Origin of the sequence: Thermodesulfovibrio thiophilus DSM 17215 (assembly GCF_000423865.1) — a bacterium.
Lineage (GTDB): Bacteria > Nitrospirota > Thermodesulfovibrionia > Thermodesulfovibrionales > Thermodesulfovibrionaceae > Thermodesulfovibrio > Thermodesulfovibrio thiophilus.
In genome coordinates, this window is record NZ_AUIU01000018.1 from 35651 (window position 1) to 62333 (window position 26683).

The 26683-nt window shown below is 34.2% G+C and carries 25 protein-coding genes, 4 tRNA genes and 2 pseudogenes; 14 read left to right on the forward strand and 17 right to left on the reverse strand.

The features are described 5' to 3' along the window. Nucleotides 1–22: 22 nt before the first annotated feature. The 5 genes from G581_RS0109165 to G581_RS0109185 are packed head-to-tail and all read right to left on the reverse strand — an operon-like array spanning nucleotide 23 to nucleotide 7889. A complete protein-coding gene (locus tag G581_RS0109165; protein WP_028845554.1) occupies nucleotides 23–1141 on the reverse strand; it encodes a radical SAM/SPASM domain-containing protein in 1119 nt (372 codons plus the stop codon). After that, entirely contained in the window at nucleotides 1117–2469 is a 1353-nt protein-coding gene (locus G581_RS0109170) for a sigma-54-dependent transcriptional regulator (protein ID WP_038065787.1), read from the reverse strand. Before G581_RS0109170 ends, G581_RS0109165 begins: the two co-directional genes overlap by 25 nt. After that, nucleotides 2469–5162 carry a bifunctional acetate--CoA ligase family protein/GNAT family N-acetyltransferase gene (locus G581_RS11320; RefSeq protein ID WP_051179182.1) on the reverse strand — a complete coding sequence of 898 codons (2694 nt, stop codon included), beginning with the start codon at nucleotides 5160–5162 and terminating at the stop codon, nucleotides 2469–2471. Before G581_RS11320 ends, G581_RS0109170 begins: the two co-directional genes overlap by 1 nt. Continuing rightward, on the reverse strand, nucleotides 5149–7629 hold the full coding sequence (gene gyrA, locus G581_RS0109180) for a DNA gyrase subunit A (protein WP_028845556.1): 2481 nt from the start codon (nucleotides 7627–7629) through the stop codon (nucleotides 5149–5151). The genes G581_RS11320 and gyrA overlap by 14 nt, the downstream gene beginning before the upstream one ends. Before the next feature lie 59 nt (nucleotides 7630–7688). Beyond that, entirely contained in the window at nucleotides 7689–7889 is a 201-nt protein-coding gene (locus tag G581_RS0109185; protein WP_028845557.1) for an FmdB family zinc ribbon protein, read from the reverse strand. Nucleotides 7890–7979: 90 nt separating this feature from the next. On the opposite strand from G581_RS0109185, the gene G581_RS0109190 reads away from it, so the two are divergent. From G581_RS0109190 to G581_RS0109200, 3 genes are read left to right on the forward strand one after another with little or no spacing between them, the layout of a single operon-like run. Further along, nucleotides 7980–8222 (forward strand): hypothetical protein, encoded by a 243-nt coding sequence (locus G581_RS0109190; protein ID WP_028845558.1) that lies wholly within the window; start codon nucleotides 7980–7982, stop codon nucleotides 8220–8222. After that, a complete protein-coding gene (locus G581_RS0109195; protein ID WP_028845559.1) occupies nucleotides 8223–8885 on the forward strand; it encodes a phosphorylase family protein in 663 nt (220 codons plus the stop codon). It begins immediately after the preceding gene. A 40-nt stretch (nucleotides 8886–8925) separates the two neighbouring features. Further along, nucleotides 8926–9816: a mechanosensitive ion channel family protein gene (locus G581_RS0109200; RefSeq protein ID WP_028845560.1), complete on the forward strand. Its 891-nt coding sequence runs from the start codon at nucleotides 8926–8928 to the stop codon at nucleotides 9814–9816. A 346-nt stretch (nucleotides 9817–10162) separates the two neighbouring features. Here the strand turns inward: G581_RS0109200 and G581_RS0109205 are convergent, their stop codons facing one another. The 5 genes from G581_RS0109205 to G581_RS0109225 all read right to left on the reverse strand — a co-directional run bounded on the left by G581_RS0109205 (nucleotide 10163) and on the right by G581_RS0109225 (nucleotide 14511). Further along, nucleotides 10163–10996: a TraB/GumN family protein gene (locus tag G581_RS0109205; RefSeq protein WP_028845561.1), complete on the reverse strand. Its 834-nt coding sequence runs from the start codon at nucleotides 10994–10996 to the stop codon at nucleotides 10163–10165. After that, nucleotides 10993–11838, reverse strand: coding sequence for a hypothetical protein (locus G581_RS0109210; protein WP_028845562.1), 846 nt, complete (start codon nucleotides 11836–11838; stop codon nucleotides 10993–10995). Before G581_RS0109210 ends, G581_RS0109205 begins: the two co-directional genes overlap by 4 nt. Then, the gene (locus G581_RS0109215; RefSeq protein WP_028845563.1) at nucleotides 11832–12722 is read right to left on the reverse strand and encodes a hypothetical protein; all 891 of its coding nucleotides are present in this window, start codon (nucleotides 12720–12722) and stop codon (nucleotides 11832–11834) included. Before G581_RS0109215 ends, G581_RS0109210 begins: the two co-directional genes overlap by 7 nt. Before the next feature lie 79 nt (nucleotides 12723–12801). Beyond that, nucleotides 12802–13272 (reverse strand): rhodanese-like domain-containing protein, encoded by a 471-nt coding sequence (locus G581_RS0109220; RefSeq protein WP_028845564.1) that lies wholly within the window; start codon nucleotides 13270–13272, stop codon nucleotides 12802–12804. A gap of 222 nt (nucleotides 13273–13494) precedes the next feature. After that, nucleotides 13495–14511, reverse strand: coding sequence for an alpha-hydroxy-acid oxidizing protein (locus G581_RS0109225; RefSeq protein ID WP_028845565.1), 1017 nt, complete (start codon nucleotides 14509–14511; stop codon nucleotides 13495–13497). Between the two features lie 47 nt (nucleotides 14512–14558). Between G581_RS0109225 and G581_RS0109230 the strand changes: the two genes are divergently transcribed. After that, a tRNA-Ala gene (locus G581_RS0109230) sits at nucleotides 14559–14631 on the forward strand. Nucleotides 14632–14781: 150 nt separating this feature from the next. Here G581_RS0109230 and G581_RS0109235 read toward each other — a convergent pair. Together G581_RS0109235 and G581_RS0109240 are read right to left on the reverse strand one after the other, a co-directional pair. Further along, nucleotides 14782–15186: a site-specific integrase gene (locus G581_RS0109235; RefSeq protein ID WP_028845566.1), complete on the reverse strand. Its 405-nt coding sequence runs from the start codon at nucleotides 15184–15186 to the stop codon at nucleotides 14782–14784. A gap of 88 nt (nucleotides 15187–15274) precedes the next feature. Beyond that, nucleotides 15275–15811, reverse strand: a complete 537-nt coding sequence (locus G581_RS0109240) for a transposase (RefSeq protein ID WP_028845567.1) — start codon at nucleotides 15809–15811, stop codon at nucleotides 15275–15277. Between G581_RS0109240 and G581_RS12465 the strand changes: the two genes are divergently transcribed. The 3 genes from G581_RS12465 to G581_RS0109250 all read left to right on the forward strand — a co-directional run bounded on the left by G581_RS12465 (nucleotide 15810) and on the right by G581_RS0109250 (nucleotide 16264). Further along, nucleotides 15810–15962 carry a transposase gene (locus G581_RS12465; RefSeq protein WP_156875253.1) on the forward strand — a complete coding sequence of 51 codons (153 nt, stop codon included), beginning with the start codon at nucleotides 15810–15812 and terminating at the stop codon, nucleotides 15960–15962. The genes G581_RS0109240 and G581_RS12465 overlap by 2 nt on opposite strands. A gap of 148 nt (nucleotides 15963–16110) precedes the next feature. Next, a tRNA-Ile gene (locus G581_RS0109245) sits at nucleotides 16111–16184 on the forward strand. 7 nt (nucleotides 16185–16191) lie between these two features. Further along, a tRNA-Ala gene (locus tag G581_RS0109250) sits at nucleotides 16192–16264 on the forward strand. A gap of 9 nt (nucleotides 16265–16273) precedes the next feature. On the opposite strand, the pseudogene G581_RS12470 reads toward G581_RS0109250, so the two are convergent. Together G581_RS12470 and G581_RS11325 are read right to left on the reverse strand one after the other, a co-directional pair. Continuing rightward, nucleotides 16274–16483 (reverse strand): annotated as a pseudogene (locus G581_RS12470) (tyrosine-type recombinase/integrase); the annotation flags it as partial. Nucleotides 16484–16650: 167 nt separating this feature from the next. Then, complete coding sequence (locus tag G581_RS11325) at nucleotides 16651–17127, reverse strand: SH3 domain-containing protein (protein WP_051179184.1); 477 nt, start codon at nucleotides 17125–17127, stop codon at nucleotides 16651–16653. Between the two features lie 257 nt (nucleotides 17128–17384). Between G581_RS11325 and treZ the strand changes: the two genes are divergently transcribed. Next, nucleotides 17385–19199 (forward strand): malto-oligosyltrehalose trehalohydrolase, encoded by a 1815-nt coding sequence (treZ, locus tag G581_RS0109260; protein ID WP_028845568.1) that lies wholly within the window; start codon nucleotides 17385–17387, stop codon nucleotides 19197–19199. A 143-nt stretch (nucleotides 19200–19342) separates the two neighbouring features. Here treZ and G581_RS0109265 read toward each other — a convergent pair whose 3' ends face one another. Then, nucleotides 19343–19765 carry a hypothetical protein gene (locus tag G581_RS0109265; RefSeq protein WP_156875254.1) on the reverse strand — a complete coding sequence of 141 codons (423 nt, stop codon included), beginning with the start codon at nucleotides 19763–19765 and terminating at the stop codon, nucleotides 19343–19345. A gap of 160 nt (nucleotides 19766–19925) precedes the next feature. Next, nucleotides 19926–20117, reverse strand: a complete 192-nt coding sequence (locus G581_RS0109270) for a hypothetical protein (protein ID WP_028845570.1) — start codon at nucleotides 20115–20117, stop codon at nucleotides 19926–19928. Between the two features lie 298 nt (nucleotides 20118–20415). Here G581_RS0109270 and phnD point away from each other — a divergent pair, with 298 nt between their 5' ends. The 4 genes and pseudogenes from phnD (at nucleotide 20416) to phnC (ending at nucleotide 23901) form a co-directional block, all read left to right on the forward strand. Further along, nucleotides 20416–21291, forward strand: a complete 876-nt coding sequence (phnD, locus tag G581_RS0109275; RefSeq protein ID WP_038065791.1) for a phosphate/phosphite/phosphonate ABC transporter substrate-binding protein — start codon at nucleotides 20416–20418, stop codon at nucleotides 21289–21291. Nucleotides 21292–21344: 53 nt separating this feature from the next. Continuing rightward, nucleotides 21345–22112, forward strand: coding sequence for a phosphonate ABC transporter, permease protein PhnE (gene phnE, locus G581_RS0109280; protein ID WP_275574448.1), 768 nt, complete (start codon nucleotides 21345–21347; stop codon nucleotides 22110–22112). A gap of 15 nt (nucleotides 22113–22127) precedes the next feature. Further along, nucleotides 22128–23138, forward strand: coding sequence for a phosphonate dehydrogenase (locus G581_RS0109285; protein ID WP_028845573.1), 1011 nt, complete (start codon nucleotides 22128–22130; stop codon nucleotides 23136–23138). Next, nucleotides 23132–23901, forward strand: a pseudogene (gene phnC, locus G581_RS12390) (phosphonate ABC transporter ATP-binding protein). The gene G581_RS0109285 and the pseudogene phnC overlap by 7 nt, the downstream one beginning before the upstream one ends. Nucleotides 23902–24350: 449 nt before the next feature. Here phnC and G581_RS0109305 read toward each other — a convergent pair. Further along, nucleotides 24351–24560, reverse strand: a complete 210-nt coding sequence (locus G581_RS0109305) for a hypothetical protein (protein ID WP_028845574.1) — start codon at nucleotides 24558–24560, stop codon at nucleotides 24351–24353. A gap of 258 nt (nucleotides 24561–24818) precedes the next feature. Between G581_RS0109305 and G581_RS0109310 the strand changes: the two genes are divergently transcribed. Continuing rightward, nucleotides 24819–24902: transfer RNA gene (locus G581_RS0109310), tRNA-Leu, on the forward strand. A 299-nt stretch (nucleotides 24903–25201) separates the two neighbouring features. After that, complete coding sequence (trpE, locus tag G581_RS0109315; RefSeq protein ID WP_028845575.1) at nucleotides 25202–26683, forward strand: anthranilate synthase component I; 1482 nt, start codon at nucleotides 25202–25204, stop codon at nucleotides 26681–26683.

Below are 26683 nucleotides of genomic sequence, written 5' to 3' on the forward strand. Positions count from 1 at the left end.
AAACATATTTCAGGTGTTTAAATCAGTACAGTTTGATTTTATTATAAAAGAATGGCTTCAGGGTTTTAAGTGCAAGAATTGAAAAAATAGGTTTTAAAATAGATGAAACTCTTGACTTACTTCCAAGACACACTTTGCAGTAAGGATGAATAACTTTAAACTTTTTAAATCCTTCAACTATTTCTTTTAAATACTCTGATGAAAGAATTTCTTTGAGAGATTGTTCCTTTAGATTTCCAATTGTTGTATTACCATTAAAATCAACACAACATAGAGTAACATCGCCATTATAAAGAATGCTGAAATGGTCTCTCATACCAAAACAGTATCCTGCTAATGCTTTGTATATTTTTCCATCATAAAATGCATTGCCCCAATCTTCAAACATATAGGTTTCAAAAAACACCTTCGGACAGACCTCAACAACATTCCATTTATAGGAAACCAATTTTTTAAGATTTTCCAATGCCTTTTGCTTTATAGATTCTTCAACATTGGAAATGCCATTTATATATTCCATCCATTCCTTGAAAGTTTCCCTTAATTGTTCAGTAGATGAGATGACATCTATTTTACCGATGCTTTTTTCCAGGTATTTGTGATGAAATCTTGTATTGAGAAAACGAAATTTAAATATTGTATCTTTGTATTTTGAATGATAAGCTGAGAAGAACTTCAAAATGCCATTCCTATAGTCATCAAATGTTAAAGGACCGGCTTTTCTGAGCATGAATGATTTTTCATCAGGAGTTTGAAGAGATATATCAATCTGATATAGATTGTATTCTAAAAGTTGTTCTCCTATTCTGCCTCCAATTCTTCCTCCATTTGTTGTAAGACCTACTTTTATACCTGTTTTCTGGGCATGTGATAATATTTCAAAGAAATCAGGATGCATTGTAGGCTCGCCCATTACATGAAACGTAATTTTTTCGCAAATATTGTTTTCATAAAGCTCTGAAATTATATTTTTAGCAAGCTCTTTATCCATATATCCATATTTTCTCTTCATAACAGACTTAGGACAGAAAACACAGTTGAAATCACATATATTTGTTAATTCAATATGAACTCGTTGAAGAGGAATATCAATATGTCCAAGCCGTTGCTTTTTAATCACTGAGTTCTTGTTATTCCCCATTTTTTCCTTTTCTCCCATAAAGCTTTCCTTGTTATTCCAAGCATATCTGCAAGTTCCTGTTCAGTATAAAATGATTGGTACTTTAAAATAAACTCTTTTGTATATTCTTCAATTGACAGCACAGGAATTTCTTTTCTTTTATCCACTAGTCTTTCCAAAGTTTTTATATGTTCTGGAAGATCTTCTGGTTTTATTGAATCATACTCTGAAAATACAACTGACTGTTCGATAACATTCTGCAATTCTCTTACATTCCCAGGCCATGAATATTTAAGAAGAAGTTGCATGGTTTGAGGTTCAATTTTTTTAATATCTTTGCCCATTTTTATTGCAAACTTACGCATGAAGTGATAGGCTAAAATTTCAATATCTTTGACTCTTTCTCTAAGCGGAGGAATGTACAGGGTAATAACATTTAACCTGAAATATAAATCTTCTCTAAAATTTCCTTTTTTTATCTCTTCAGTAAGATCCTTATTGGTTGCAGAGATAAATCGCAAATCAACTTTTTTGATTGTAACACTACCCAAAGGTCTTATTTCTTTATCTTCTATTACTCTTAAAAGCTTTGCCTGAAGGCTAATAGGTAAATCACCTATTTCATCAAGAAAAACAGTACCTCCATCTGCTATTTCAAGAAGTCCTTTTTTATCAAATGTTGCTCCTGTAAAAGACCCTTTTACAAAACCAAAAAGTTCACTTTCAAGCAAATTATCCGGCAGGCTCGCGCAATTAATTGCAACAAATGGTTTTTTCTTTCTGTAGCTTGCTTCATGAATTGCTCTTGCAAAGAGTTCTTTGCCTGTTCCTGTTTCACCAAGAAGTACAACATTGGTAGGAGTATTTGCTATTTTTTTTATTTTTTCAAGTAGAAGTTTGATTTCTACAGATTCTCCTATAATTGATATAAACTCTTCTGATTGTTTGATTTGCGGTTTTTCTTTTACGATTTCTTCTTTTTCCATTTGAATCCTTAAAATCTGCTTTAAAGATGCCATTACTTCATCATAAATAAATGGTTTAACAATATAGTCATCAACCTTCAATTTCAGGGATTTTAATGCAGAGGCTATTGATGGATAAGAAGTTGTTACAATAATTTTAGCTGAAGGATTTAATTTTTTAATTTTTCTGACAAACTCCAGCCCATCTCCGTCTGGAAGTTCTATTTCTGTTACTACAAAATCATGAATATATGTTGTGTAATTGTTTAATGCTTCTTTAAGTGTTGCAACACAGTCAACTATAAAATTTTCTTTTCTAAGCCTGTTACTGAGGCTTTCTCTTACATTATAATCAGAATCTACTATCATTAACCGTTCGTTCATCAGGTACTGTCAAGATGCAAGACTACTTTTATACTGTCTTCCTCAACACGATCTTTTTTAAAGCCTAATCTCTCTGAAAGTCCAATCATATAAGTATTTATCCTCAAAATATCCATCCAGATTCTTTTTACTCCTAAATCTCTTGCCACTTCAATAGCAGAACTGCATAGGGCTTTACCGACTCCCTTCCCCTGCCATTCATCTTCAACTAAAATTGCCATTTCTGCATCTATTCCATCTGGATCTCTTGAGAGTCTAACATCACTTACAATTTTTTCTTCATCTCCCTTTTTGACAACACATACAAATGCTAATTCTCTATCGTAGTCAACCTGACAGAATCTGACAAGATTTTCATGTCTCAAATCAATTGCTCTCTGAAAAAATCTTAAACTTATTGTTCTTTCTGAGCATCTTCCAAGTAAAGCAGCAATCATGCCCTCATCTTCCGGCTTGATTGGTCTGACTATCGCTTTTGTTCCATCTTTTAATTCTACTTCTTTGTACAAATGTACAGGATATGGACAAATGCTTAGATGAGGTGGACAGAACTCTCCCTTTACCACAGTTTTTTGCTTTGGAGCAGTTTTATCGAAAATAATGCTACAGTCAAGGGCGAAAATTTCTGAATCAGTTATAAAAACAGGATTAATATCAAATTCTTTTATTTGTGGAAAATCAGATATCAAATACGAAAATTTTACAACTGTTTCTTCAAGCTTTTTTAATATATTTTCGTAGTATGGATATTTTTGAAGATATCTGTAAATCTTCGTTTCTTCCATCAATCTCCTTGTCAGTGTTTGATTTAAAGGCGGAAGTCCGATTGAATAATCTTCCAGTGCTTCCAGAAGATTTCCACCTGTACCAAACAGAATAACTGAGCCAAAGGTAGGATCTTTTTTGGCACCAATAGCTATTTCATATCCATAGGTTATAACCATTGGCTGAATAATTACAGAAGCATGAGCATCTCCATGTTCCTCCGCGAGCCTTTTAAGCCATTTAAAACCTTCAACAGCCTCTACTTCATCTCTCACATCAAGAATAACTCCACCTTCCCTGAATTTATGTATTATTCGGGGTGTGTCTATTTTAAGAGCTAATGGATAGCCTATTTCAGCTATGGCATTTTTTAATTCTTCTATATTATCAGCCTTTTTAGTAAGTATTACAGGAATTCCATAAGCTGAAAGAATTTCTGAAGCTTCAAAAAATGTTGGAATTGTTCTTCCTTCTGATATTGCATTCTCAATTATGTCTGCTACTCGTTCTTTGTTAAAATTTATATCGTTAAGGATGGTTTGAGGAGTTTCCAGTAGAAGCTTTAAGTTTAAGTCATATCGATACATATACATAAAAGTTCTTACAGCCTGTTCAGGTGTTACAAATGTAGGAATACCCTGCAAGTTAAGAACTTCTCTGCCTTCTCTGACAAGTTCTGCTCCCATCCAGTTTGTAAGAACAGGTTTATATGGATGATCTTTTGCTAACTTTGCAACTTTTGTAGCGGTTTCAACAGGTTCAGCTCCAAGTGATGGTGTTAACATCACTAAAACACCGTCTACATTTTTATCTTTAAGAACAATTCCAAGAGATTTTTCATAATCCTCTGGTTTTGCATTGGATATTAAATCAAGAGGATTTCTTATAATTCGTGCAGGAACATTTCCCTCTAATTGCTTTACAGTGTCTTCGGAAAATTCAGCAAGTTCTCCTCCGGATTTAAGCAAGCCATCTACTGCTGTAACAGCAGGTGCACCTGCATTTGTAATAATCGCAAGTCTTTTTCCTCTTGGTCTTCTCTGTTTTGAAAGGGTTTCAGTAATATAAAACATATCAAGGGTTTCATCTACTCTTACAGCACCTGCTCTTTTAAATGCAGAATCATATACCTTGTCTTCACCGGCAAGCAGTCCTGAATGAGTTAATGCTATTTCCAGTGATTCAACAAATTTACCTGACTTTACCACAACAATAGGTTTTGAAAAAGCAAATGAACGAGCAGATGTCATGAATTTTCTGCCATTTTTTATAGACTGCATATATATAACTATTGCCCTTGTTGAAGGATCCACTCCAAAAAAATCAATAAGATCAGCAAAATCTATATCTATATCAGAACCAAGTGCAACAAAATAGCTAAAACCTATGTTTTTGTCCGCACCTCTATCTAAAAGAGCAATAGAAAGAGTAGCACTCTGTGAGATTAGAGCAATACTACCTTTATTAAGTTTTCTTTTAAAAAGACTTGCATTAAGGTTTATTCCAGGTCTTATAAAGCCAAGAGTATTAGGTCCCAGAAGTCTGAAACCATATTTTCTGTGAATCTTTTCAATTTCCTCCTCTACACGCATTGCATCTTTAACCTTTGTTCTGAAATCAGGACACATCAAAATAACTCCCTTAACTTTTTTTTGGCCACATTCTTCAAGAAGCTCTAAAATGTTTGTCCCGCATTCATTTGCCAAGATAACAAGGTCTATTTCTTTTGAAATATCGTTCAGTCTTTTATAAGCCTCTACTCCCTGTATGGAATCTGATTGAGGATTTACCGGATAAACGATCCCTTTATATCCCTCAGTAATAAGATTTCTGAAAACAGTATAACCCATGGTTCCTAGAAGATTATCAGCACCTATAACAGCAATTCTTCTTGGATTAAAAAAATAATCAAGGTTATATATTGACACTGCTGTCCTCCTCTAATATTCGCCCAATACTTACCACTTTGTCTTCAGGAGCGAGATCTATAAGTCTTACTCCAGTTGTAGCTCTGCCCTGAGGCCGAATTTGAGAAACTTTAAGCCTGATCATTTTACTGCTGCTACAGATTATAATTTCATCATCTTCTTTAACTTGAAGGGCGGATACAACATAACCTGTTTTTTCAGAAAGCTTGATATTTTTTACCCCTGTACCTCCTCTATGCTGTAAACGATATTCATTAATAGGAGTTTTTTTACCAATGCCTTTTTCTGTAATTGTTAATATAAATGAGTTTTCAGATACAATATCTGCTGATACAACTTCATCCTGCGATTCTGAAAATCTGATTCCAATAACTCCTCTGGCTGATCTACCAGTTGGTCTTACATCTTTCTCATCAAATCTAACTGCCATGCCCATTTTGGTAGCTATAATTAACTGGTTATGTCCTGTTGTCTTTCTTACTGATATTAATTCATCATTGTCTTCAAGAGCTATGGCAATAACACCTTTACTTCTTATATTTTTAAATTCGTCAAGAGATGTTTTTTTAACAAAGCCCTTTTTTGTAAACATTGTAAGAAAGCCTTCTTCAAGATCCTTGCACACAAGTTTGGTGGTTATTTTTTCACCTTCCTGAAGAGGAAGCAGATTTATAATAGGTTTACCTTTGGATACTCTGCCAGCTTCTGGAATCTGATAAATCTTCAAGCAGTAAACCCTTCCGTAATTACTGAAGAACATTATATGATCATGTGTTGAACCAATTAAAACATCTTCAAGATAGTCATCTATTGCAGTCTCCATTGGAGTTAATCCCTTCCCACCTCTTTTCTGACTTCTGTAATCAGACAGAGAAGTTCTCTTTATATAACTGAGATGAGTCATTGTTATTACCATGTCTTCCTCAGTAATCAGATCTTCAAAGTTTATCTCTTTTGTTTCAGCTGTTATTTCAGTTCTTCGTTCGTCAGCATATTTTTGTTTTATCTCTATTAATTCATTTTTTATGATTTCCTTAAGTAAGTCTTCACTTTCAAGAATTGCTCTTAGTCTTTGTATTTCTTTAAGAATGGCTTCGTAATCGCTTATTATCTTGTCTCTCTCAAGCCCTGTTAGTCTCTGTAGCCTCATGTCAAGAATTGCCTGAGCCTGAATTTCTGTGAGAGGAAATCTTGTTATCAGTTTTATCCTCGCTTCCTCAGGATTCTGAGATTTTCTTATGATTGCTATAACTTCATCAAGATTTTCAACAGCTATTTTGAGACCTTCAAGAATATGGGCAGAATGTTCTGCTTTTTTTAGTTCAAAGACTGTTCGTTTTAAAACAACATCTCTTCTATGTTTCAAGAATTCATGGAGAACTTCTTTAAGAGTTAAAATTCTGGGCTGTCCATCAACAATTGCAAGCATTATTCCACCAAAGGTTGTCTCCATCTGAGTGTGTTTGTACAGATTATTAAGAATAACCTCTGGCATTTCTCCTTTTTTTAGCTCCAGAACAACTCTTATTCCCTCTCTATTAGACTCATCCCTTATTTCTGTAATTCCCTCGATTTTTTTCCCTCTTACAAGTTCGGCTATTTTCTCAATTAGCCTGGCTTTGTTAACCTGATAAGGAATCTCTGTGATTATGATTCTCTCTTTTGTAGCTTTAGTTTCTGATTCTCTTTCAAACAGTTCAATTTCTTTTGGTTTTTTACCCTTTGTTTCTCTTTCAACTTTTACTTTTGCCCTTATTTTTATAATTCCTCTACCTGTACGATAAAGGTCTTTAATTCCTTCTATACCATAAATTATTCCACCTGTTGGAAAGTCAGGTCCATGAATAAAATGCATTAGAGTCTCAACTGAAGTATCAGGCTTTTCAAGAAGTTGCACCAGAGCATCAATGATTTCATTAAGATTATGTGGAGGAATGTTTGTAGCCATTCCAACAGCTATCCCAGATGAACCATTTATAAGAAGATTTGGAATTCGTGCAGGAAGAACAAGAGGTTCTTCTGTTGTTGAATCAAAATTTGGTACAAATGGAACAGTCTCTTTATCAATATCCTGAAGCAACTCTTCAGCTATTTTTGTGAGTCTTGCTTCAGTATAACGGTATGCAGCAGGAGGGTCTCCGTCAATAGAGCCAAAGTTACCCTGTCCATCAATAAGAGGATAGCGCATGTTGAAGTCCTGCGCAAGTCTGACAAGAGCATCATAAACGGCCTGGTCACCATGGGGATGATATTTCTTTAAAACTTCACCCACAACTCCAGCGCATTTTGAATATTTTTTACCAGCAAGTAGCCCCTCTCTGAACATAGCATAGAGAATTCGTCTTTGCACAGGTTTCAACCCATCCCTTACATCAGGCAAGGCTCTACCAATGATTACGCTCATTGCATAATCAAGGTAGCTGACTTTCATCTCATCTGCAATATTAACTTTTGAAACATTTGACATAATTACTCCTTATTACTCCTTTTTATTGCCTTTCAGAATAAGAATTGGGAAATATTGAATTATTTACAGGAACTACAGGAAGATGCGTTACAGGATGAGCATCCTGAATTGCCTTTTTGAACACCTTTCATTGCAAATGTGGAAAATTTTTTCTTGATGTTATCAGAACCACATTTTGGGCATGAAACACTCTTATTGCCAAGAACTAGAATCTCAAAAAACTCTCCACATTTTTTACATTCATACTCATACACAGGCATTGTATCACCTCAAAAAATTTGATTTAAGCCTTTTTATTATATCATAGCTTGCCTTATGCTAAAAAATTCTTTTAAAGTAAATAATACGACATGAAATACAGATTTAAATCAGCAACAGAAACAAACAGTAAATACTTTAAAACTTTCATTTTTGCAATCAGCAATGAAATAGATAATATAGAATTAAAAATAAAAATGTATGATATTGGTTCCATGTTAAAACAAAATGATCATCTTGCAGAATTTCTAAAAACTCTTTGGACAGAAAAAATCGTACTTCAGAAAATGAAAAATTTTGAAAACAGAATTAATTTTGTTGAGGCAGCATCATAATTGATAGCCCTTTTTTTTGCAACAGCTATAGAATCGAAATTAATTACTAAAAAAATCTCGTGTAAATCGAATCTGCTAATAAGAAATAATATGTTCATAAAAGGTACCATAAACAATTCAGAAATAGTTCTATGTGTATCTGGAGTTGGTAAAGTAAATGCTACCATATCATCTCTTCTGGCTTTTAACCATTTTCCTATTAGCAAAGCTGTTATATCAGGAATAGCAGGTGCCTATCCATCATCTGGACTTAATATTTGTGATATTGCGATAGCTGAGAAGGAAATTATCGCTGATGAGGGCTTACTGATAAACTGTGAAGATAGTAATAATTCTTTTATTTTCATGAATACTGAAACAATTCCTCTTTATATACCTGATGTTATGAAAAATTTAAAAAGTGGAACATTTTTAACTGTCTCAATATGTACGGGGAATATTCAAAGAGCAAAGTTTCTAGAAAAAAATTTCAATGCAATATGTGAAAATATGGAAGGTGCTGCAATAGCAAAGGTAGCTCAAATCTATGGTATCCCCTGTATAGAACTTAGAAGCATAAGCAATATTATCACTGATAGAACTAAGCTTCTAACTTCTGAACAGGTAAGCAAGACTGCAGAAGTAGTTCAGAAATTTATACTTGACAATCTTAACTTAATTTAATATATATCGATGATTTAAAAACAGGAGAAAAGTTATGAATATGCAAAAATTATTAGATGAACTATTCAGCGTTTCATTTCTGAAAGGTATATTGCACATTATAGTAATTCTTATCCTCACATGGCTCGCATTAAGACTCGCCAAAAGGTTTTCTGCAGGGCTTATTCGTTTAATTATCAGGAAAAAAGAGGACGAAGAATTTCAGAAACGGACAACAACACTGGGAAATATTGTTAGATATGCTCTTATTTCTATTATAGTTGCAATTTCGGGAATTACAGTTCTAAGAGAAGTAGGGATTGACATTGGGCCTATTCTGGCTACTGCCGGAATAGGAGGACTTGCTATCGGGTTCGGTGCTCAATCACTGGTAAAAGATGTTATTAGTGGCTTTTTCATCCTTATGGAAGATCAGATTCGAGTGGGCGATGTAGTAGAAATCGGAGGTAAGAGTGGATCTGTAGAGAAGATAAGTTTGAAAACCACCGTATTACGTGATATGTCAGGAAATGTACACTACGTTCCAAATGGACAAATTAGCGTTGTTACTAATATGACCAAAGAATACTCAAGGTACGTTTTTGAAATAGGAGTTGCTTATAAAGAAGATGTTGATGAGGTGATGGAAATAATTAAAAAAATTGACGAGGAAATGCGTCATGACCCTGAATTTAAGGATGACATTCTTGAGCCAATTGAAGTATTAGGCGTTGATCAATTTGCCGATTCAGCAGTTATTATTAAAGCTCGAACTACCACTCTTCCTATCAAACAGTGGCGTGTAGCTCGCGAGTTCAACAGAAGAATCAAAAAACGATTTGATGAGCTTAAAATAGAAATTCCTTTTCCTCATGTTACAGTTTATATGGGAGAAGGGAAAGATGGGCAAGCTCCACCTCTTCGTATTGTAAAGGACAATTGCCAGAAATAAATGTAACACATTGTAAAAAGGCCATTAAAATAAGCTGGGGATTGCTCATATTATTTAAGTATATAACTGTTATAATCAACTGCACTGTCAAATATTTTGTATAAATTTGATAATGGGAAGCTTAAAAAAGCTAAACACGCATCTATTGATTGACTCAATGATTCCACAGCAGGCGGTACGGAATCTTTTCCATCCTGACACCTCCACTACTTTATTGTATTGTATTGTATTGATTTTTTTATCTTGATGTCCATTATTTCCATATTATCTCATACAATTTCTTTCAATCAGAATTTTATGGTGTTTATATTAATCAATTCTGACTTTATTTTTATAACAACCAGCGTCAATGGTATGGTTTTATTTTATATCCATTTTCAATTAATCGCTCTGTTATACCTTTTATATGAATTGTGCCGCAAAATACCAATATGCTATTTCTTTCTAAAAAAGGATGCATTCTTTCATATAGAATTAAGTCTCGCTTTTCAACAATTGATTCACATCGAGTGGGAAAATTTTCAGAAATAAACATTAGATTTTGAATATCACCTTTAAGATAGTATTTCTTATATTTTTTTGAGTATTTATCCCACTGTTCAAAATTTTTTATAAAACTTAATATTCTTTTTACAGGTATATTTTCAAGAGCTTGAATTTGTTCATCAATTGTCTCAAGAAAAACTATCTGCTTATTGAATTTTTTTGCTATCTTGTAGGCCTCTTTGTCAACAGAGTATTTCCATTGTCTTTTCTTAAGAAACTCCGACCACAGAGCAAAAAAACCACTCCACACTTTTAACTCTTTAAGCTGTTCAATATAAGACTCTTCCATCTGTTTCTGTAAATCTTTAAAATGATAGCCTGTTGCAAACTGATAACTATCAGATAAAAGAAGCTTTTGAATCAAATCTCTTAAAACGCCATATTCCACAACATCTAGAAGAGATCTGTCATCACTTGTTTTAAACCCTCTCTGTATAACCTTATTCATGCTCTTCTCATCTAGAGGTCCTTCAAATAATACTGTATCTACTTTGCTTATATAGTATTCAAGAGATCTCTCAAATCTGTACGGAGAAAAATGAGCAGAGCCTATCAGGTAAGATTCTAGATTATTCTTTCTTATAGCCCAGATCATTTTAAGTTTTCTATCCCTGAAAAATATTCCTCTTATCATCTTATTAAAAATGAGTCAATAAGTGTAGATTCTGTTTTAGTAATCCTGTATCCGCAGAGTTCATATTTAAGAAATGGAACTCCACCCCATTTTTCTTTAAATCTTCTCAATCCTTCATTAACACCGAGCCCCAGATGAATATATTTCTTGTTTTCTTGCCTGGCAATATTTATCATTTCATGAAAGGCAAGATCAGAAGCATGAGGAATATAGTTGTTTCTGTCATATGTTCCAATAACATAAGTGATAAAATCTGGTCCTCCAACATCCAGAACATAAAAGGCTATGAGATTGTCTTTTTTATCCATACAATCAAGCACTACTGCGGTTTTTGAATATGTAACAAAATCATTAATATTTAAAAAAAGGTCAGCCACTCTTTTAGAAGGTTTTTTTATTTCTATGAATTCCTTTATAAGTCTTAGATGTTCTTTAGAAATCTCGCTATTTCTTCTGACAGTTAGATACATAGATGCTTTTTTTATCTGCCTAATTAGCTCCTTTTTTATGCTCAATTTTTCAAGATCAAGTATATAGTAATCATCTGTTTCTCTTTCCATACATAGCTTTTCAAGTTCAGATGGTATTTGAGGAGTTATAAACCAAACATAGCATGGGTTAAACTTTCTTATACTTGATTGTAAACTGTTAATGAAATTCTGTTCTGAAAAGTTTTTGTTTAGAGGATAACCAATGAAAATAAGGACATCTCCTCTTACAAATCCCAGATAATCATTAATGAGAAAAGCTTTTGCCTTTGAAAGAGGAATCATCAGATTCAAAATATGTTCAGGGATGTAGGCATTTTTTAGAATATGATCTTTTTCTTTATTTTTCAACATCTTTTAAAAAGATTATACAAAAAACTAGGAAATCTTTTTTTTGTTTTATAAAAATAAAATTCATATTTAAGAAATGGAACTCCACCCCATTTTTTCTTGAAGAATTGAACACCTTCATTAATTCCCAATCCAAGATTTATATATTTTTTATTATTTTCTTTTGCTGTTTTTATAATTTCATGGAGTATTAAATCTGAAACACCCGGAACTGTTTTTTTAGAACTGAAGTTGAACATATAAAACGCATAATCATCAGCAAAAAAGTCAGCTATGCCAAAAGCAATGAGTTTTTCATTCCTGTCTTTTGCATTAAAAATAAACACGGTTTCACAACTCGAGATATAATCTGGAATTCTCTCAAAAATGTATTTAGTCGCTTCAGATACAGAATGAGTCTCATAAAACTGAGAAATAATAGAAAGATGGTCTTTTCCGAAATTTTTAGTTTTCTCGATATAAAGTTCCCTTGATGCTCTGTTTATCATATTTCTTACTTTTTGAGAAATTTCTAACTCCTCTAAATTAACTCTCCAGTAAGCATCTGTCTCTTTACTCAAACATCTGGCTTTACTGTATGATATTTCTTCACCGATTAGAGCCAAATAATCAGGCTTAAAGATCTGTATTAGTTTTTCTATAATTTCTATTACATAAGCATCAGCTTGAATTTGAGAAAGAGGATATCCAATAAATACAAGAGTTCTGTTTCCAAAATAAAAAACATAGTCTTTTACAATAAAACACTCATTATCTGAAACTGTTCCTACATAGCATGGTAGATGTTCTGGAATATAGGCATTTTTTTTAATGTAAAGCTCTTCAGATAGTGTTATCATATTAACTGTTTTGATGAAATTAACAGCTATAATACATCTTTTAAACAAAAAAAGTGTATATCATCATTAAAATTAAACCAGAAGAGCTGATAGTTAAAACTGTTATCTCTTCTGGTTCATTCTATTTCTACCAGAGAATACCCACCACGCTTCTTCCAGCTTCTGCAGCCAGCTCAATAATACCTCCTTTAAACATGTAGGCATTATTAAACCCAACTGCCCTTAATGCCATTACTGTAGCTGATGCCCTTGTCCCTGTATGGCATACAACAACAATTTTCTTATCAGTTGGAAGCTTTTGTAAATTTTCTTCCTTAAAAAGTTCATGCATTGGTATCTTCAGAGTATTTTTATATGTAATTCCAACAATTTGCATTTCCTGAGGAGTTCTGATATCAAGAATTACAAAGTCTTCATTTGCCCTGATCATCTCAAATAGTTGCTTTGCATTGATTTCACATGGTTTTTTTGCAATCATCTCAGGAGTTAGCTGAGAAAAAACTGAATTAAATTTTGAAGCTGTTTCTCCATCAAATCCATATGATACTGATGTAAATAAAAATAAAAAACTCAAACAGAATACAAAATACTGCTTCATAATGCACCTCCTAACCAAATTGTTTTTTTAATTATTATTAATTAATTTATTATATTATTATTGAAATATTTTTTTCAAAATAACAAGTTTTATATTCTACTAAGTGGCTTGAAAGTTCAATAACTCTGAGATATAATCATAAAACTTATGAAGTATAAACTTATCTTTTAATTTTATATTGTAACAAAAGAATGCCCGGTTATTATGCCGGGCATCATAGAGTTAGACTCTTAAAATATCTTTCGATACATTTTTTACAGATCCAACTCCTGTAAGAAGCATTGCCTGTTTAAGGTCATTTCTAATAGTTTCAAAATAAAGTTTAAGTGCTTCTCTTCCGCCTCCAAAAACTGCGATTATAACAGGTCTACCAATAAGAACACAATCAGCTCCAAGTGCAAGAAGCTTTAAAACATCAGCTCCCGAGCGAACACCTCCATCAGCAATAATTGTTATCTTTCCTTTCATTTTTTCTGTAATCTCAGGTAAAACATCAGCAACACCAGGAGTATGATCAAGAACTCTTCCTCCATGATTGGAAACAACAATTGCTGAAATACCTAAGTTATATGCTATTTCAGCTTCCTTAACAGTCATGATTCCTTTTAAAATAAAAGGAAGTTTTGTTGATTTTACCACTTCTTCAATCTCTTTTGGAGATTTTGGGCTGACTGGCTGACCTTTAAGTGCCATTGTTATAAGACCAGCTCCATCAATATCAATTCCAACTGCCACAGCACCAGCATCCTCAGCCTGACGGATTCGCTTTATTATTTCATCTTGGGCTCTTGGTTTAATTATTGGAATCCCTTTGCCATTGTTCATTTTTATTGCCTCAATACCACTACCATACATTAAAGGGTCTGCTCCATCACCAGTCCATCCAACTGTTCCTGCCATAAGAGAGCCTGCAATAACCTCTTGAGCATAAATTTCCTCTGTAACAGCTCCACCCATATTATATGTACTTCCTGTTACCGGCGCAGCCATTACCGGTAGAGAAAGAGGCTGTTTGAAAATCTCAATTGATGTATCAGGCTGTTTTACATCATGGATCGCCGAAAGATTAAGTTTATATTTATTCAATGCCTCAATATTAGACCTAAATGAAGAGCCTGTTCCAACACCTCCCATTCCTGGAACTTCGCCTGAACAAACTACTCCATTACATACAGGACAAACACGGCAGTAAGGCTTCAATCTTTCTTTTGCTATCTTTTTAACTTCTTGCCAGTTCATTTAAACCCTCCTTAAAATGTTTTAAATATGATATTATAAAACAAATCGGGCGGTTAGCTCAGTTGGGAGAGCGCCAGAATCGCAATCTGGAGGCCGGGGGTTCGACTCCCCTACCGTCCATTAAGCAAAATCAATGGCTTATGAAAATCATAAAAAGATAATTTTTCTGCACTGTAAGAAAATTGTAAGAATCAGGTACTTTTTGGGGCGATTTTTGGAGTATTTTGTCCTAAAAAATTATCAAGTTTTTTCACTACGTCCTGTTTGTGTTCAGGAGCCAGGAAGTGAGTATCTGAGGGTCATTTTAATATCTTTATGTCCAAGAAGTTCTTTAACTGTTGTTAAATCATATCCGTTCATAACAAGCTGAGTTGCAAATGTATGTCTTAAGTCGTGGAAGTGAAAGTCTTTTATGTCTGCCTTTCTGCATACGGTGTTGAAGCCTCTTTTTGCATCATGGCAAGATTTTCCTGTATCGGGGTTATAAAACACGTATTCAGTATCAAGTCTTCTCTGTGTGAACAACTGAGCAAGCAGCTGTTTAAGAGTATTGTTTAAGGGTATTTCTCTTCTTTCACCGTTTTTGGTTTTAGTAAACAGGATAAATCCGTGGCAGTTGTCAATAAAACTGTGTCTATTCTCTAAACCTGGAATTAAAGATCTGTCTAATTTCATATAGCACCTCTTTTGATACAGTAAGGGTTTTCTCCATCTATCCAGGGTTATTCTGTTTACAATAACATAGATAGAAATCTCAGCTGTCTTAACTGACTAGAAATATCCACCATGATTGACTGCATAAGGGTTCAAATGCATTCACTGCCTCCTCATAGTTGTTGATTAACTTGATTCTGTTTATTTCTTCGTTAAATCTGCAGGCATCTTCCTTTGACATATTTCTGAATATATTCCTCTGCATATGTATAAAGCAGAGTTGATGATCAGTCTGAGGAAAAGATTTCTTTGGGGAGTAACTTTGAAGTATCAGATTAAGCAGCAAATCTTGAAAGTCTCTGTCGTATCTCTGCCACTGCTGTGGTAACACTTGAGGTCTAAACTGTCCTGTTCTGTCTCTTGGAATTTTAAGAGATAAATTACCTAAAAGACAGGCAAGATTCCTTGGATAAAATCCATTTGCTTTGTTTTGTGTTGACTGATCTGATTTAAGAAAAAAATCCCTTTCCTTTAGCATAAAAAGATTAATCAATGCTTCACTTAGATACTTTATTGCAGATGCAGGTTCCATCTCTGCTATCTGTGTTACAAAATCCTCTAATCCCATTTGTCTAATTTTTTGCATGGTTTCCTCCCTTATATTGATTTTCTTTTTTTGTTTTTCAAAGAACATGTGGAAGAAATTAAGAACAACAAATGTGATAGAGAGATCTTTTAGAGAATTAAGAAGACGGACAAAAACAATGAGTTGCTTTAATAATGTAAAAAGTATTTAAAGAATAAGTTTCGCAGTAATTAATTAATCACTTAAATGAACAATACAGGAGTAAACCTCTTTATGAATTTACACATAATTCTTGACACTACCCGAATTTCGTTGAATTGACAAAATTAATCATTTTCAGGTATTTTTATAGTATTAATGGGCCTATAGCTCAGTTGGTTAGAGCGCACCCCTGATAAGGGTGAGGTGGTTGGTTCGACTCCAACTAGGCCCATGGGAATGGGGGTGTAGCTCAGTTGGGAGAGCGCCTGCTTTGCACGCAGGAGGTCGTGGGTTCGAATCCCTTCACCTCCATATTTAAAATCAATGAGTTACGAAGATTTTTAGAAGCCTCATTTTTTCGATTCCGATAGAATTGTGATAAATTAGATTTTCCAATAATTTGGCGGCCTGCCTTTTATGAGCCTGTGATAAGTGTGAGTATCTGAGGGTCATTTTAATATCCTTGTGTCCCGGTAACTTTTGAGCTGTTTTAAGGTCAGCGCCACTGATAATTAACTGACTTGCAAATGTATGTCTTAATCGTGAAAGTGTCTCTTATACTGTCTTTTAAACTGCTCCATTAAAGCTTCCTTTTAAGTCCTGGAATGCTTTCTCTGTATCGGGGTTATAAAACAGATAAGATAGTATAAATAGTTATGTATAAATTCATACTATTAGATTAAAACTCAAATAATTTATTATGGTATCCATAAATAACTTTTATGAATCCACCCTGAGTCACCCCACTGATCTTGAAATTTTACCCAGTTTCCTTGAATTTTTATTACTTTAAAGGAATAATATTTTTCTACAAAACCTAATTTAGAGTACTTTGTGGAAGGTCCGCCTCTTACGTTGACTTTTTTTGCTTTGACAACGCCGCATTTTATCTGATCTGTCACAAGACTTTTATGGACCCAGTTAACATCTCCATCCACATCTTTAACAGCATACCAATTTCTATCTACACTCAGTCCAACTTTAACAAGAGGCATATATTTACCAACTGTCCATGCTTTTTTGTAACTCGTGCTAGGACCTAATCTTATATTTGCCGACTCTGTTTTTATACACAGAGCTTCAGAAAAATTATTAAAAATAAAAATATTAATAATTATTAATAAAATCGTTTTTATACTTATAAGCTTTGAAGTTGAAAAATAGTTTTTCACCATAGCCCCCCTTCTCATTTAGTATAAATTTTGAAAAATAGGTTCAAATTACAAACAATTTTTAAAATGTTATAGAAACGGGAAGTAAATTTAGAATAACAATAGTTTGAATTGTATTTTAATTTAAGTCATATCTTATAATAGTAGAGTTTAATTAAATTGATCAAGTTGCAGAAAAGGGGTCAATAATTAAAATGTTAGTTTTAAAAAAGCTTTTGAAGATAATATGATACTGAATTATATTCCGTTTATTTGAAGCAATGAAAACCTGGACATTACATATAGGAGCAAATATAAAAAAAGATGGAGTTTTTTTCAGAGTTTGGGCTCCAAAATCTTCCTCCATTTCTGTTTGTTTAGTAGAAGGAAAGAAAAAGTATCAAATGAAGAAAGAAGAAAAGGGATACTATTCAGCATTTGTGAAAGGGATTAAGGCAGGCAGTAGATACTTTTATCTTATTGATAATGATAAACTAAGACCAGATCCTGTATCAAGATTTCAGTCTGAAGGCGTTGACGGTTCTTCTATGGTTGTTAACCCATATGAATTTAATTGGGATGATCAATCCTGGAAGGGAATCTCTTTTGAAGATCTCATAATATATGAACTTCATACAGGAACCTTTACAAAAGAAGGGACATTTGAAGCTATTATTCCTTATTTAAATTATTTAAAGAACGATCTGGGTATAAATGCTATTGAACTTATGCCTGTTGGTCAATTTTCAGGAGAAAGAAACTGGGGTTATGATGGAACTTATATCTATGCTCCTCAGAATAGTTATGGAGGACCTGAAGGTTTAAAAAAACTGATAAACAGTTGTCATAATCTGGGGATTGCCGTTATTCTTGATGTTGTCTATAATCACCTGGGTCCAGAGGGAAATTATTTATCTGATTATGGTTATTACTTTACGGATAAATACAAAACTCCATGGGGTCCTGCTTTTAATTATGATGATGCATATAGCGATGAAGTGAGAGAGTTTATCATTAATAATGCTATTTACTGGGTTAAGGAGTACCATATTGATGGATTGAGACTAGATGCAATACATGGAATATTTGATTTCAGCCCTAAACACATTATCTCTGATATAAGAAAGGCGGTGCACAACGAGGGTAAAAAACTCGACAGAAAAGTTTTTATTATTGCTGAAAGTGATTTAAATGACGTGAGGGTTGTAAATCCGCCATATAAAGGAGGCTACGGTGTTGATGCCCAATGGAATGATGATTTTCATCATTCACTGCATAGTTTATTAACAGAGGAAAAGATTGGATATTATCAGGATTTTGGGCATTTCAATCAGCTCGTTAAGGCATTAAAAGAAGGTTTTGCATATACGGGGCAGTATTCCGGTTATAGAAAAAAAAGGCATGGAAGCTCATCAAAACATTTACCTCCTTCAAGATTTGTCGCCTTTTCACAAAACCATGATCAAATAGGAAATAGAATGATGGGTGAAAGATTAAGTAGCATAATTGGCACAGATTCTTTAAAACTTGCTGCTGCTATTGTAGTTTTATCTCCTTTTATACCTCTTATTTTTATGGGAGAGGAGTATGCTGAAAACAGCCCTTTTCAATATTTTGTAAGTCACTCTGATCCCGAATTAATAGACAATGTAAGAAAAGGAAGAACAGATGAATTTGCTTCCTTCAACTGGCAGGAAGAAATTCCTGATCCACAAGATGCAAAGACGTTCTTACGTTCAAAAATTGATCTCAATCTCAGGTATTCCGGAAAACACAAAGAGATTTTTAAAGTTTACAGAACTCTTATAAAACTTAGGAAAGATAATCCTTCGCTGGGGGTATTTGAAAGAAAAAATATAAAGGTGGAGTCCTTTGACAGAGTTTTAATCATAAAACGGAAACTAAATCGAGAACAGACTGCTTGCATATTTAACTTTCATAATAGAGCCGCAAGCATAGAGGTAAAGCTTGATACTGGTACGTGGATAAATCTATTTAGTATTACAGAAAGCCTTGAAAATACCATTGTTTCTAATGGCTCTGTTGTTATTGAACTTGATAAATATGCATTTCTTATTTTAAAAAAGTTAAAATAGATGATAAATGATTCAGCAACCTGTAATATAAAATTCCTCTCTACGTCTTTCCTCAAAATAAAATCTCTCTGAATTAGTTTTAAAAATATATTTTTGAGCTAAACTCTTTCGCATAGTTCACTAATTCCATTCTCGTGACTGTACTATCCACCGCCATAAAGCTGTTTTCCAATGCGCGGATTAAGGTTTATGAATATAGTGATTGTGTTGCCTTTCTTTTTATAGACTGTTTGAACTGGTTCTGAAATCCCAAATACCCATGGCAGGTATACCGGTTTAAGCTCATAACCAACCATATCCCCTTCATCCTTTATACCAGTGCATTTAACCTTGCTTACATAAACTGGATTTTTTAAAACTTCATTAACTATTTTTAAGGCTTCCTTTTCATTCACATTTTTAAATACTCTGTATTTAAATTCAGGAGCATACGGAATTATCTTAATATTGTCATCAACTCTATCAAGAACTATAAATGTTTCAGGATCATAATCAAAAGTATTTGAATAAATAATCAAATCGTAACTACCTTTTATGTCCTGCTCATTACATTGTTCTATGATCATAACATGTAAATTATCAGGGCTGTTAAAAACATTTATTATTCCAGTTCATAGGTTCATAATATAAGAATTAGTTGCTGGATGGCAAGGGAAAAATTTCTATCTCTATACAAGATTAAAAAATATTTTTTACAAGGGAGGCAATTTGCCATGGACTTCCTCTTTAAGTAAACTCATACCGCATCCAGTACGTATCCCGTATTTTTGAATAAAACTTCTGAAAACTGATAGTTATAAACGCAGAACCCTGATATGTTCTTATGACTGTTGGAATACCATAAACCTTCATACACTGCTTAAGGATCTCTACCACAAGCTTAGCAGTTATAGATATACTGTATTTTGTTTGTTTCATAACTTTGCTCATTTCTTATATTTAGATTATATTCGATTTATTCTGTTCCAAAAAACGGAAAGCAGGCCAGGATATATTTTAACCAAAAATTAACATTTCTGTAATATTTATGAAACATTTCTCCTGTAAAATACTATGTAAAGACATGTCATTGCTTTAAATATGGAAAGGAGGTGAAATACGCTAAGTTTATACCGAGGATTTATTGTATTGATGAATAAAAATGTGTCCCAAAGGGGCTTTTATCAGTTTAAGTTTAGCAAAGGAAATCTTAAAAAACAAAATTTAGGGAGGTAAAATGGTAAAAATAAGTAAAAACATTTTTGCTTTAATTTTTGTCGCACTGACGGTTATTCTTTGTTTTAGTCTTGCATCGGCAGCAGGAGATCCAGATCCAAAAATTCTCAAAGTAGCATTGCTACCTGATGAAAACCCCTCAACAGTTATCAAAAACAATGAAGGACTTAAGAATTATCTTGAATCAAGGCTTGGCAAAAAGATTGAGCTTGTAGTTACAACTGATTACTCTTCGATGATAAAGGCAATGCGCCATGGACGTCTCGATCTTGCTTATTTCGGTCCACTATCTTATGTGCTGGCGAAATCCAAAAGCAATATTGAAGCGTTTGCGGCTCTTAAGAAACATGGGAAATGTACTTATCAGGCTGTTGTTATAGCAAATGTTGCATCTGGCATCCGTTCTATTTCCGATATTGCAGGAAAAGATATGGCATATGGAGATCCGGCTTCCACTTCAAGCCACCTGATTCCTAAATCCATGCTTGCAGAAAAAGGTCTTAGCGCAAAAAAGCATTATCGGGAACATTTTCTGGGTAACCATGATGCAGTGGCCATAGCGGTTCAGAATGCCAAAGCACAGGCTGGAGGATTAAGCAAGCCCATTTTTGAATCTCTTGTTCAGCGAGGAATCATCGATCGAAACAAAGTAAAAGTAATTGCAGAATCAAAGGAGTATCCTGAATATCCATGGGCTATGCGCTCCGACTTATCACCTGTATTGAAAGAAAAAGTGAAACGAGCATTTTTAGAACTCACTGACAGGAGTATATTAAAACCATTTAAGGCTGACGGATTTGGAGCGGTTAATGACAAAGACTATGATGTGATACGAGAACTTGCCCGTATTTTGAACCTTGATTTAACTAAAATGTAATCATACCAATGGAAAACAACAACATGAAACATGCTTATAATTATCCAATTCACATGAATAAGAACAATCTGATTCGATCGGTACTGCAAAGTTTATCCGCAATCGTAATTATTGCATTCTGCTGTTTTTATTCAGGATTGTTTGATTTGAAGCGTTTACTTGAAGGAGTCCCAAGCATAGTCAGTCTTGCAAGAGAGAGTATGCCGCCGAATTTTAGTGATGCACACAACTGGATAAAACCCATTATGGACACTATTGCCATGAGCATTGCGGGTACAATACTGGCAATAGCTATTTCTTTACCGCTCGCATTTATGGGGGCAAGGAATACTTCACCTCATCCAGTCCTTTATTATTCAGCGCATACAATCTTGAACATACTACGTTCTATTCCTGAATTAATAATGGGAATTCTGTTTGTTGCAGCTGTTGGTTTTGGAGCCCTTCCCGGTGTTCTTGCGCTAGGACTGCACTCGGTTGGGATGGTGGGAAAGTTCTTTTTGGAGGCAATTGAGCATATAGATGAGGGGCCTGTCGAAGCAGTGAAATCTTCAGGAGCAAATTATCTCCAGGTCATTTCACATGGTATCTTACCGCAGGTTTTACCTCAGATGGCTGATACATGTATTTATCGCTGGGAATACAATTTTAGAGCATCAACTGTGATGGGCATGGTTGGAGCAGGAGGCATAGGTTTTGAGCTGATGAGCTCCCTGAGAATAATGCAGTATCAGGAAGTATCAGCTATTTTGCTCCTCATCCTAATAATGGTTACTATTGTTGATGGCATGGGTTCATATCTGCGTAAACGATTAAAATAATTTCGGGGAATAAATATGAAACCTAAAGTAGTTATCACTCACTGGGTGCATCCTGAAGTGATTGATTTTCTAAATCAATATTGCGAAGTATTTCCAAATCTAACCCGTGAAACCCTGCCAAGAGAAGAAATTATTCGCAGAACAAGGGACGCAAAAGCAATTATGGTATTTATGCCCGATAGTATTGATTCAGATTTTTTAGATTCCTGTCCGAAACTTAAAATTATTGCCGCAGCACTGAAAGGATATGATAACTTTGATATTGATACCTGCACAAAACACGGCATATGGTTCACAATAGTTAAGGATATTCTGACGATTCCCACTGCGGAACTGACTATAGGACTGCTCATAGCATTATCCCGTAAAATTCTTTTGGGTGACAGGTATATTCGAAGTGGAAAATTCAGAGGCTGGCGACCGATGTTTTATGGAACTGGTTTGAATGGTTCAACAGTTGGAATCATAGGAATGGGTGCAGTTGGCAAAGCAATAGCAAAGATGTTACAGGGTTTTGATGTAAAAATATTTTATTATGACACTGTTGTTCTCTCAGAAGATGAATATAAAAAGCTAAGAGTCAGCTATGCTTCTTTTGAAGATGTTCTTTCAAACAGTGACTTTGTAGTTCCAATGCTGCCACTTACTCCTTCGACCAAGCATATGATCAATGATGAGACCATCTCAAAGATGAAAGCTGGTAGTTTTCTTGTTAATGTCTGTCGAGGATCTGTAGTGGATGAACACGCAGTTGTAAGAGCATTAGCTTCAGGACATCTTGCAGGTTATGCTGCTGATGTGTTTGAGATGGAAGATTGGGCAAGAATTGATCGTCCTAGAGAAATTCCCAGAGAACTTATTGAAAATACTGAACAGACAGTTTTTACACCTCATATCGGCTCAGCAGTGGATTCCATATGCCGGGAAATAGCAATGCAAGCAGCCAGAAGTATTATTCAGGTATTGAATGGTGAAATTCCAGATGGAGCAATAAATTTTAATATTAAAAAGGAGCAAATATGTTAACTATTGAGAACTTAAGAAAGCGATTTAATGGTAGAAATGTTTTGGATGGAGTAAATTTGTCTGTTAGAAAGGGAGAGGCAGTTGCTCTTATTGGTCCCAGTGGTTCAGGCAAAACTACATTAATCAGGACGATAAACGGTTTTGTGGTTCCGGATTCAGGAAAGGTTATAGTTGGAGGCCAAGTTATCAAGTACAGTAATAAGGAATCTTTGAGACAGCTGAGAAAAAAATTGGAATGATATATCAGCTTTTCAATCTTGTGGAGCGGATATCAGTGCTTGATAATGTTATGACAGGAGCATTGGGCAGGCTCGATAGAGGCATTGATCTCATATCTTCAACACTGGGTATTTTCAATAAAAAAGAAAGGGAAAAAGCTATTGAACTGCTTAAGTTTGTTGGTATAGAAGACAAGGCTTTTGAAAGAGTTGACCGTCTGAGCGGGGGGCAGAAACAGAGAGTTGCAATTGCCAGAGCATTGATGCAGGATCCTGAAGTTCTACTTGCCGATGAGCCAATAGCAAATCTTGACCCGAAAACAAGCAGAAAGATACTGGAACTGTTATTAAAAATAAATATGGAAAAGGATATAACGATCATTTGTGTACTCCATCATCTGGATACAGTTAAAGATAATTTTAACAGAGTTGTTGCTCTTAAAAACGGCAGAGTGTGTTTTGACGAAGAAACAAATAGACTTAGCAAAAAGCATATTCATAATATTTATGAATTTGAAGAGGAGACTGAATATCTTGTAGCTTAAAGTCCATATTTGAATATTTGAAGCAACAGTTTGATGAATAATCTTCTAAGTGGTCTCATTGGTGCTATTTTAGGTGGTGTTGCTACTGCTGTTGGACAGTATTATTTTACAAAAATATACAAAAGCAATAGAAAAGAAAAATTTTGAATTTATCAAGAGACTTAAATATTGAACTTTCGTATTTATGGAAACGATACATGGCTGCAGTAGGCAATAATATTGAAAATGCATACATTTCTGAAGGAGGTCCTTTAACAGGAGTATTAGAAACAGCGGAATATAGGAGCCAACTTAAATTGCACATGAAACCTTAACTGATGATAAACTTAACGAATTACGTTCTGTTTACTTCGAATATTTAAAGAAAAGTCACTTTGAAGTAAAAGAACTACATACAGAAACTACCAAAATGCTTGAGAAATTTTATCATAATAAATAAAGAGTAAAAATTATAGGCAGTGTTTAGGCACAAATATCGCCTGTTTCTCCTGATAATGCTGAATTGACAGTTTTAATGAAATTTTCTGTACAGAGAATTTTCTTGATAGTTTCTCTGGAATTTTTATATTCAGTGAGTATGCCTTGGCAAGTCTTGAATAATGGTGTTCAACTATTCTTACAAATCCATTCATCACCAGCTCTTTCATTGCATTTTTCACAGTTGAAAGTAACAATCCAGTAAGAAACGCAAAATCATATAGCTTATTCTTGCACTTAAGAACTGTTTTTGAGAAGATTATCTAGTACAACAAGCATTTGACCACATCGAGTAATTGTTGATATAGGTAGTCTGTTTTATAAATTGAAAGAGCTATTATATCTTCTTTATCATACATGCTATCTCCGCATTATGAAAAATGCTACAGTAGTAGAGCTACTATTGCAGAGAGAGACCTAATAAGATTAAAATATTAAATGCCGAAGTGGCGGAACTGGCAGACGCGCCAGATTCAGGATCTGGTGGTGGAAACGCCATGCGGGTTCAAATCCCGCCTTCGGCATATTTCAATCAGATTAAAATATAAAGTCTCATCCAGTCATGTTAGGGATGCCCATAAAGACTACCCAATGTTACATTTTTAATGAGCAAAAACATAGGATTTAGAATGAGCGTTTTTCTTCAAAATATAATCTGTTTTAGGAGTGTTCAAAGTCTTGTGTCAGTTCTCCATATGTTTGTTATATATTATCAAACTGACATCACATTCTGACCACTTTCGTCATTTTACACACAAAATGTTTTACTCTAACTTTAACTTACAAAATTGTTTTTTTTATTAATGATTATTTAAACTATTTTATGAATTTAACTGCCCAAGAATTCATATATTTAGCCAGCACATTCAATGTTATTCCTCTTTATCGAGAAATAATTGCGGATCTTGATACTCCTGTTGGTGCTTTTTTAAAGTTGAACCGCAGTCCTTCATTCCTCTTTGAAAGTGTAGTTGGTGGCGAAAAATGGGGAAGATACTCAATCATTGGGATAGATCCTGCAGTAATAGTAACTTCAGATGGTATGCACGTTAGCGTAAAAGAGCAAAATAATCAGCACAGTTATGAAAATATAAATCCATTTGAGTTTTTGAGAAATTTTTTTAATAAATTCAAACCATATATAGAGCCTGAACTACCAAGATTTTTCGGTGGCATGGTAGGTTATATTTCCTATGATACTGTAAAACTCTTTGAAAAGGTTCCTGACCTTGGCAGATCCTCTGTCAGTATGCCTGAAATATTTCTCATGATACCAGAGACAGTTTTGATTTTTGATAATCTTAAACAATCAATAAAAATTGTGTACAATGCATTTATTAATGAAAATGCAGATGGAGTTTATGAACAAGCCCAGCAGAAAATAGATAAAATCATTACTGAACTTAAAAATCACAGGGATGAGCGATTTAGAACATATCTTAATGTTCCAAATAAAGAAGGCAAATTTCTACATGGATTTAGCTCGAATTTTAAAAAAAAGGACTTTCTTGCTGCTGTAAGAACTGCAAAGGAGTATGTTCTTTCTGGTGATGTTGTTCAGGTTGTTATCTCTCAGAGGTTTGAAGCTGAAACATCTGCACATCCTTTTGATATTTACAGAGCTTTAAGAATAATAAATCCCTCTCCATACATGTTTTACATAAGTTCAGAACACGGTTTTATTGTTGGCTCTTCTCCCGAGATTCTTGTGAGACTTGAAGATGAAAAGATTAGCTTAAGACCGATCGCCGGGACCCGTCGCAGAGGGAAAACAGATGAGGAAGACATTGCACTTGAACACGAACTTCTTTCTGACGAAAAAGAAAAGGCTGAACACATTATGCTTGTTGATCTTGGAAGAAATGACATCGGCAGAGTTGCTGAAATAGGAAGTGTTAGAGTTACAGAGTTAATGACTGTCGAGAGATACAGTCATGTAATGCACATTGTCAGTAATGTTGAGGGTAAACTTTGCAGAGGTCTTGATATGTTTGATGTTTTTATGTCATGTTTTCCTGCTGGAACAGTTACTGGTGCACCGAAAATACGAGCAATGCAAATAATCGAAGAGTTAGAGCCAACCCGCAGAGGACCCTATGCAGGAGCAGTGGGATATTTTAGTTTTAGTGGTAATATGGATATGTGCATCGGGATAAGAATGCTTGTAATAAAAGATCAGAAAGTATATGTCCAGGCAGGTGCCGGAATTGTGGCAGATTCAATTCCTGAAAATGAATACATGGAGACAGTTAACAAGGCAACCGCCATGCTTGAAGCGGTAAATTTTTTGAACTCTGAGGAATAA